Annotated in this window: 9 protein-coding genes; 5 read left to right on the top strand and 4 right to left on the bottom strand. The window is 73.6% G+C overall.

The genetic code is table 11. From position 1 onward, the window contains the following. Together thrC and VMF51_RS03685 are read left to right on the top strand one after the other, a co-directional pair. On the top strand, positions 1–939 hold a 939-nt coding region (thrC, locus tag VMF51_RS03680), incomplete at its 5' end, for a threonine synthase (RefSeq protein WP_325473046.1). Between the two features lie 29 nt (positions 940–968). Then, positions 969–1,244 (top strand): MoaD/ThiS family protein, encoded by a 276-nt coding sequence (locus tag VMF51_RS03685; RefSeq protein WP_325473047.1) that lies wholly within the window; start codon positions 969–971, stop codon positions 1,242–1,244. 19 nt (positions 1,245–1,263) lie between these two features. Here the strand turns inward: VMF51_RS03685 and VMF51_RS03690 are convergent, their stop codons facing one another. From VMF51_RS03690 to VMF51_RS03705, 4 genes are read right to left on the bottom strand one after another with little or no spacing between them, the layout of a single operon-like run. Continuing rightward, positions 1,264–2,499, bottom strand: a complete 1,236-nt coding sequence (locus tag VMF51_RS03690; RefSeq protein WP_325473048.1) for a lanthionine synthetase LanC family protein — start codon at positions 2,497–2,499, stop codon at positions 1,264–1,266. Continuing rightward, entirely contained in the window at positions 2,496–3,710 is a 1,215-nt protein-coding gene (locus VMF51_RS03695; protein WP_325473054.1) for an RNA polymerase sigma factor, read from the bottom strand. Before VMF51_RS03695 ends, VMF51_RS03690 begins: the two co-directional genes overlap by 4 nt. Before the next feature lie 3 nt (positions 3,711–3,713). Next, complete coding sequence (locus tag VMF51_RS03700; RefSeq protein WP_325473049.1) at positions 3,714–4,058, bottom strand: YciI family protein; 345 nt, start codon at positions 4,056–4,058, stop codon at positions 3,714–3,716. After that, on the bottom strand, positions 4,055–4,423 hold the full coding sequence (locus VMF51_RS03705; protein ID WP_325473050.1) for a YciI family protein: 369 nt from the start codon (positions 4,421–4,423) through the stop codon (positions 4,055–4,057). Before VMF51_RS03705 ends, VMF51_RS03700 begins: the two co-directional genes overlap by 4 nt. A 118-nt stretch (positions 4,424–4,541) precedes the next feature. Between VMF51_RS03705 and VMF51_RS03710 the strand changes: the two genes are divergently transcribed. The 3 genes from VMF51_RS03710 (at position 4,542) to groL (ending at position 8,095) form a co-directional block, all read left to right on the top strand. Continuing rightward, positions 4,542–5,399, top strand: coding sequence for an SGNH/GDSL hydrolase family protein (locus VMF51_RS03710; protein ID WP_325473051.1), 858 nt, complete (start codon positions 4,542–4,544; stop codon positions 5,397–5,399). A gap of 11 nt (positions 5,400–5,410) precedes the next feature. Next, the gene (locus tag VMF51_RS03715) at positions 5,411–6,253 is read left to right on the top strand and encodes a hypothetical protein (RefSeq protein WP_325473052.1); all 843 of its coding nucleotides are present in this window, start codon (positions 5,411–5,413) and stop codon (positions 6,251–6,253) included. Between the two features lie 213 nt (positions 6,254–6,466). Next, positions 6,467–8,095, top strand: a complete 1,629-nt coding sequence (groL, locus tag VMF51_RS03720) for a chaperonin GroEL (protein WP_325473053.1) — start codon at positions 6,467–6,469, stop codon at positions 8,093–8,095. The last annotated feature ends 111 nt before the right edge of the window (positions 8,096–8,206 follow it).

Below are 8,206 nucleotides of genomic sequence, written 5' to 3' on the forward strand. Positions count from 1 at the left end.
GTGAAGGACGACACCGGCAACCCCACCCACTCGTTCAAGGACCGCGTCGTCGGCGTCGCACTCGCCGCCGCCCGCGAACTCGGCTTCAAGGTGCTGGCCTGCCCGTCCACCGGCAACCTGGCGAACGCCGTCGCCGCGGCCGCCGCCCGGGCCGGCTGGAAGTCCGTCGTTCTCGTCCCCTCCAACCTCGAACGCGCCAAGATCCTCATGAGCGCGGTGTACGAAGGCGCCCTGATCGCCGTCGACGGCAACTACGACGACGTGAACCGCCTCGCCCAGGAGCTCGCCGCGGAGAACGAGGACTGGGCGTTCGTGAACGTCAACGTCCGCCCGTACTACGCCGAGGGCTCGAAGACCCTGGGCTACGAGATCGCCGAGCAACTCGGCTGGCGCCTGCCCGACCAGATCGTCATCCCGGTGGCGTCCGGCTCGCAGCTGACGAAGGTGCACAAGGCCTTCCAGGAGCTGATCAAGCTCGGCCTGGTCGAGGACAAGCCCTACAAGGTGTACGGCGCCCAGGCCACCGGCTGCTCGCCCGTCTCGGTCGCCTACAAGGCCGGCGTCGACGCGATCCGCCCGGTCAAGCCGGACACCATCGCCAAGAGCCTGGCCATCGGCAACCCCGCCGACGGCATCTACGTCCTCGACATCTGCCGCGAGACCGGCGGCGCGGTCGAGGACATCACCGACGACGAGGTCCGCGAGGCCATCGTGCTGCTGGCCCGCACCGAGGGCGTCTTCACCGAGACCGCGGGCGGCACCACCGTCGGCGTACTGAAGAAGCTCGTCGAGACCGGTCAGCTGGACACCTCGCTGGAGACCGTCGTCATCAACACCGGCCACGGCCTGAAGACGCTGGACGCGGTCTCCGACGCGGTCGGCCCGGTCGCGACGATCGACCCGTCGTACGCCGCCTTCGTCGCCACCGGCCTGGCCTGAGTCTCGACACCCCGACAGAAGAGGATCCCGTGAGCGTCTCCGTCCGCATCCCCACCATCCTGCGCACCTACACCGGTGGCGAGTCCGAGGTCAGCGCCAGCGGCGCGACCCTGGCCGAGGTCCTGGACGACCTGGACGCGAGCTTCAGCGGGATCAAGGCCCGGATCCTCGACGACTCCGGCGAGCTGCGCCGCTTCGTGAACGTGTACGTCGGCAACGACGACGTCCGCTTCCTCGACAGCCTGGACACGCCCACCCCCGACGGCACCCAGATCTCGGTCATCCCGGCGGTCGCCGGGGGCTGACCCCCGGGTCGGCACCGCGTTACAGCGCCGCCGCCAGCCGCAGCAGGTACGCCGCGATCCCGGCCGCGCCCTGCATCCAGCCCACCCCGGGCGGGAGCAGGGGGTCGGGGGAGCGGTGTTCGACGAAGCGCCAGCAGGCGCGCTGACCGTCGACGACCGCCCGGTCCACCAGCGCGTCGCCGAGGCGTACGGCGAAGTCGCGTTCACCCGCGGCCAGGAACACCTCGCCGACCCCGGCGGTGCCGCAGCAGCGGCCGTCGTTGTCCCAGAAGCCGGGGCGCAGCCGATCGGGCACACCGGAGTTCCGTACGGCGCGGAGGCAGTCCGCGTGCCAGGCAGCCGGCGGCCGGCCGGCGACGGACGCCACGCCCGCGCGGTCCAGGGCCGCGAAGAGCAGCGACGTCCCCGCCGGACCGTGGCACCAGCCCCAGGTGAGCCGCTCGCCGTCGTGCACGTCCGCCGGGTCGATCCCCGGCGACACCAGCAGGTGCGGGATCGCGAGCCCGTCGACCGAGCGGTCCCGGATCGCGACCAGGTGCTCGGCGCCCCGGCGGGCGAGGTCGACCAGGTCGGGCCTGCCCAGGAAGGACCCGGCGGACGCCAGCGCCAGGGCGGCACCCGCGGTCCCGTGTGACAGGTTCGGCATCTCCGCCCGCCGCGGCACCAGGCGCAGCTCGTCGGCCACCATCAGCCACGCGAGCCCGTCGGGCCGGGGCTGGGCCTCGGCCGCCAGGAGCTCCGCGGCCCGGGTCGCCAGCGCGACGTCCCCACCGGCCACGGCGGCGTCCAACACCCCCGCCGTGCCCAGCGTCAGGTCGAGGAACGGCGTCCCCGGCGCGACCGTCGGCGCCGCCGTGCTCAGCTGCGGCCACCCGGCGTCGGTCCCGATCGCGTGCAGCCGGTCGAGCGCCGGCCGGGGAGACCGACCGAGCGCGAGCAGCGCGTGCACGTCACCCGCCAGCCCGTCGAAGTACGTCGCATCACCCGCCGTCGCGGCCCGCGCGACCAGCTGGTCGCCGATCGCCGTCGCCAGCGCCGCCTCACCCTCGGTCCAGTCCCGGGTTGTCGCCACCGCACCCAGCGCCAGCGCCAGCCCGCCGGTCCCGCTGTGCGTCCCGAACCGGTACGCCGCCTCCGGTGGTCCGCCGTCGCCGTACTCGGGGATCCAGGGGCCGGCGTCGTCGTACCGCACCTGGTCGATGACCCAGCGCCAGCCGGCCTCGCCGATCGCGCGGAAGCGGGCGGGGTCGGTCACGCCTCCATTGTCGCCCGCCGCGTCCGCAGATGCGCCGACTCCGCCTCGTTGCCGCACAGGGCCAGCGCGGCGTCGAAGGCGCGCATCGCGTCGTCGCGACGGCCCAGGCGGGACAGCAGCTCGGCGCGGACGGCGGGCAGCCGGTGCCCGCGGAGGGCCACGCCGTCCAGGGCGGCGAGGCCGGCGGCGGGTCCGTCCCGCTCGGCGACGGCGACGGCCCGGTTGAGCCGGACGACGGGCGAGTCGCCGAGGGCCAGCAGCTCGTCGTACCGCGCCACGATCCGGTCCCACGCGGTCGCCTCCGGCGTCGGCGCGATCGCGTGCTCGGCGGCGATCAGCGCCTGCAGGAGGTACGGCGCGGGCGGCGAGTCCACGAGCGGACGGAGCAGGGTCAGCGCTTCGAGCGCCTCCGGGTGGTGCCAGCGGGTCCGGTCCTGCTCGGGGAGGAGCACCAGCCGCCCGTCGACGACCCGGGCATCGCGCCGGGCGTGCTGCAGCAGCATCAGCGCCAGCAGCGCGTCGAGCTCCGGCCAGGAGCCGGCGGCCAGCAGCGAGCGCAGCACCCGCACCAGCCGGATCGCCTCCGCGGCGACGTCGGCGCGGAGCACGTCGGCGCCAGAGCCGGGGGCGTAGCCGCTGGTGAAGGCGAGGTACGCGACGTCCGCGACCACCCCGACCCGCTCGCCCAGCTCGGCGCCCGGCGGGACCGCGAACGCGGCGCCCGCCAGCTTGCGGCGGGCGCGGGTGAGCCGGGCCGCCATCGTGGGGGTCGGCACCAGGAAGAGCCGGGCGACGTCCTCGGTCGGCACGCCGAGGACCAGGCGCAGGGTCAGCGCCGCGGCGGCCTCCCGGGACAGCCGCGGGTGCGCGCAGAGCAGCACCAGCCGCAGCCGCTCGTCCACGATCTCCTCCCCGGCGTCGGCCAGCACCCGCTGCGCGTCCGCGCGCACGGCGGCGTCGACCTCCAGCAGCGGCCGCTTCCGTGCGGCCACCGCCTCGGCGCGCAGCCGGTCGGTGATCCGCCGCCGCGCCGCGGTCAGCAGCCAGGCGGGCGGGTTGGCCGGCGTCCCGTCCGCGGGCCAGGACCGAGCCGCCGCCTCGAACGCGTCGGCCAGCCCGTCCTCGGCGAGGTCCAGCCGCCGGCACCACGCGACGAGCAGGGCCAGCAGCCGGCCCCACTCGTCGCGCAGCAGCGCCTCCAGCGGGTTCAGGCCTCAGTCCTCGGTGGCGCGCCGGATCTCGACCGAGTACGACGCCGGCAGCAGCCGGGCCAGCTCGACGGCGGTCTCGAGGTCGGGCAGGTCGACGATCCAGAGACCGCCCAGCTGCTCCGCGGTCTCGGCGTACGGCCCCTCGGTGACGGGCCGGTCGGCGCCCGGGCGGAGGGTGACCGCCTCGGCGACGGGCGCCAGGCCCTCGCCGCCGATGACGGAGCCCCGCGCCTCGACCGCCTCCGCGAAGGCGCCGAACGCCGCGAAGACCGCCTCCCGCTCGGCGTCGTCGGCCCGCTGCCACTTCTCGAAGTGGTCGTCCTCGGCCATCAGCAGCACGAACTTCACGAGGCGTCCCCTCCGTGGTCGACGGTGGCCCGGACCTCCACGCCCTCCTCGACCGACGCCAGCACGGCGCAGATCTCCAGCAGGTCGTCGAGGTCGTCGCTCTCGACGACGTAGTAGCCCGACAGCTGCTCGACGGCCTCGGCGTACGGCCCGTCGGTGACGGCGTGCCCGCCGTCGGGGGTACGGCGGACCACCTTGGCGGTCCGCGAATGGGTCAGCTCGGCGCCGCCGGTGATCCGGTGCCCGCGCTTCTCGAGGAGCTGCGAGAACTCCTCGTGCCGGGCGTAGGTGACGGTCCGCTCCTCGGCCCCGGCGCGCTCCCAGGCGCTCTCGTCGCCGGGCAGCAGTACGACGTACTCGGTCATGGTTCTCTCTCCTCGGGTGGAGTGCGGCTGAGTCTTCCACCCCGATGACGGACGGGCAGGCGTCGAATCGACACCTCCCCGCAAGAACCCGTTCAGGTCGGTGTGATCAGTCGTCCCCATGACCGTCTCGCCCCGTCTCGTCGGCACCGCCTCCGGTGGACTCGCCCTGCTCGGCCTCGGCTTCGTCGTCGGCTCGCGCCGGCTGCTCCGGTCCCAGGCGGCCCGCGCGCGGGAGATCATCGGCAAGCCCCTCGGCGAGTCCGCGATCGACGCCGACCGGACGTGGCGCAAGCGGTACGGCGACCCGGTGGACCTGCTGCTCCTCGGCGACTCGATCGCCGCCGGGCTCGGCGCCGAGCGGGCCAAGGAGACGCTCGGCGGCCGGCTGGCCCGGCAGCTCGCGAAGCGGACGCAGCGGGCGGTCCGGCTGCGGACCGCCGCCGTCGTCGGGGCGGAGACGTCGATGCTGGTCGCCCAGCTCGACGGGCTGCCGGCGTCGTACGCCGCCGACGTCGCGGTGATCGTCGTCGGCGGCAACGACGTCACCCACCGGGTGCCGGTGGGCGACTCGGTGCGCGACCTGGAGGCCGCGATCCGTCGGTTGCGCGAGCGCGGCACGGCCGTCGTGGTCGGCACCTGCCCCGACCTCGGCGCGCTGCGACCGGTCCCGCAGCCGCTGCGGGCGCTCGGCTCGCGGGCCTCGCGGCAGCTGGCCAACGCCCAGCGCGCGGGTGCGCTGCGGGCCGGGGCGCACGTCGTGTCGCTGGCCCACGTGGTCGGGCCGTTCTTCATCACCAACCCCGACGAGATGTTCAGCCTCGACCGCTTCCACCCCAGCCCGCTCGGCTACAAGCGCACCGCGCGGGCGATGCTCCCGTCGGTGCTGGCCGCCCTCGGCGTGCACGACCGGGTGCCGTTCGGCCACAGCCTCCCGCGCGGCGAAACCCCGCTGCCGGCCGGCGCGGCCGTGACGTAGCGTCACTGCCCGTGCCCGACGTGCTGCTGACCACCTTCTCCGCGATGCCCGAGGGGGAGCCCGGCCACGCGGCGCTCGACCTCGAGCTCGCCCGGCGCGGCATCACCAGCCGGTGGGTCCGCTGGGACGACCCCGAGGTCGACTGGGCGGGCGCCGGGGTGGTCGCGGCCCGCTCCACCTGGGACTACGAGGACCGGCTCACGGAGTTCCTGGCCTGGGCCGAGGCGGTCGAGGCGGCCGGACCGGTGCTGCTCAACGGCTCCGCGGTCTTCCGCTGGAACACCGACAAGCGCTACCTCGTCGAGCTCTCGGGGCGCGGCGTACCCGTCGTCCCGAGCGTGCTGGTCCACGACCGCGAGGACGTGCGCCCCCTCGTCGCGCGCTTCGGCCGAGCGGTCGTCAAGCCGCGGGTCGCCGCCGGCGGCCGCGGCCTGCTCGTCGTCGACGACGCCGAGGCCTGGGCGCCGACCCCGCCGGGCGGCCCGTGGCTCGGCCAGCCGGTCGTCGAGTCGGTGCACAGCGAGGGGGAGCACTCCGTCTTCGTCCTGAACGGCCGGGCCGTGAGCCAGGTGCGCAAGGTCGCGGCGGTCGGCGACGTCCGCGTCCACGAGGAGTACGGCGGCAGCTCGATGATCGCCGACCTCGACCCGGTGGCGGCCGAGGTCGCCGTCGCCACCACGCGGGCGGTCGAGGAGCTGCTCGGCACCGAGCTGTCGTACGGCCGCGTCGACCTGATGCGGTACGACGGCCGCCTGGTCGTCAGCGAGGTCGAGATCACCGAGCCCGGGCTGTACCTCGACGTCATCCCGGGCAACGCCCTCCCCTTCGCGGACGCGGTGCAGGCCCGCCTCTGAGCCCCGTCCGGCCCCCGGTGGATTTCTTGCACTCGCAGGGGTCGAGTGCTAAACATTGGGTTGGCACTCTTACCATGAGAGTGACAAACCGGATCGGTGCCAGTTGAGGTCCAGGCGCCGGCGAGAAAGGGTTCGCCGGTCAGCGGGATCGTCCGTCGCGGGCAACCCATCGAACCGGATCCACAACTCTAAGCGTGAGGAATCGCAGGAGTTATGCCCAAGCTGATTGCTTTCAACGAGGAGGCCCGGCGCGGCCTCGAGCGTGGCATGAACACGCTCGCCGACGCCGTCAAGGTCACCCTCGGCCCGAAGGGCCGCAACGTCGTCCTGGAGAAGAAGTGGGGCGCCCCCACGATCACCAACGACGGTGTGAGCATCGCCAAGGAGATCGAGCTCGAGGACCCGTACGAGAAGATCGGTGCCGAGCTCGTCAAGGAGGTCGCCAAGAAGACCGACGACGTCGCGGGCGACGGCACCACCACCGCCACCGTGCTGGCGCAGGCGATGGTCCGCGAGGGCCTGCGCAACGTCGCCGCCGGTGCGAACCCGATGGGTCTCAAGCGCGGCATCGAGTCCGCCGTCGCCGCCGTCTCCGAGCAGCTGCTCGGCATGGCCAAGGACGTCGAGACCCGCGAGCAGATCGCCGCGACCGCCACCATCTCCGCCGGTGGCGACACCACCGTCGGCGACGCCATCGCCGAGGCGATGGACAAGGTCGGCAAGGAAGGCGTCATCACCGTCGAGGAGTCGAACACCTTCGGCATCGACCTCGAGCTCACCGAGGGCATGCGGTTCGACAAGGGCTACATCTCGGCCTACTTCGTGACCGACCCCGAGCGCATGGAGACGGTCCTGGAGGACCCCTACATCCTCGTGGCCAACCAGAAGGTCTCGAACGTCAAGGACCTGCTGCCGCTGCTCGAGAAGGTCATGCAGTCCGGCAAGCCGCTGCTGATCATCGCCGAGGACGTCGACGGCGAGGCCCTGTCCACGCTGGTCGTCAACAAGATCCGCGGCACCTTCAAGTCCGTCGCCGTCAAGGCCCCGGGCTTCGGTGACCGCCGCAAGGCCATGCTGCAGGACATCGCGATCCTGACCGGCGGCCAGGTCATCTCCGAGGAGGTCGGCCTCAAGCTCGAGTCGACCGGCATCGAGCTGCTCGGCCAGGCCCGCAAGGTCGTCATCACCAAGGACGAGACCACCATCGTCGAGGGTGCCGGCGACGCGGCCCAGATCGAGGGCCGGGTCAACCAGATCCGCGCCGAGATCGAGAAGTCGGACTCCGACTACGACCGCGAGAAGCTCCAGGAGCGCCTCGCCAAGCTGGCCGGCGGCGTGGCCGTCATCAAGGTCGGCGCGGCCACCGAGGTCGAGCTCAAGGAGCGCAAGCACCGCATCGAGGACGCCGTCCGCAACGCGAAGGCGGCCGTCGAGGAGGGCATCGTCGCCGGCGGCGGCGTCGCCCTGGTGCAGGCTGCGGCCACCGCGTTCGACAAGCTCGACGTCACGGGCGACGAGGCCACCGGTGCCAACATCGTCCGCGTCGCCACCTCGGCCCCGCTCAAGCAGATCGCGGTCAACGCCGGTCTCGAGGGCGGCGTCGTGGCGGAGAAGGTCTCCGGCCTCACCGCCGGCCACGGCCTCAACGCCGCCACCGGCGAGTACGTCGACATGATCGCCGAGGGCATCATCGACCCGGCGAAGGTCACCCGCTCGGCGCTGCAGAACGCCGCGTCGATCGCCGCGCTGTTCCTCACCACCGAGGCCGTCGTGGCCGACAAGCCGGAGAAGGCCGCCCCTGCGGGCGACCCGACCGGCGGCATGGGCGGCATGGACTTCTGAGTCCGCCAGCTTCACCCGGGAGGCCCCGGTCCGCGTGACGCGGGCCGGGGCCTTCCCGCATGCCGGGGTCGTGTCCCTGAGCGCGCGCCCGGCCGCGCGCTCAGGGACACG

The sequence above is a fragment of the Nocardioides sp. genome, from assembly GCF_035503875.1.
Taxonomy (GTDB): domain Bacteria; phylum Actinomycetota; class Actinomycetes; order Propionibacteriales; family Nocardioidaceae; genus Nocardioides.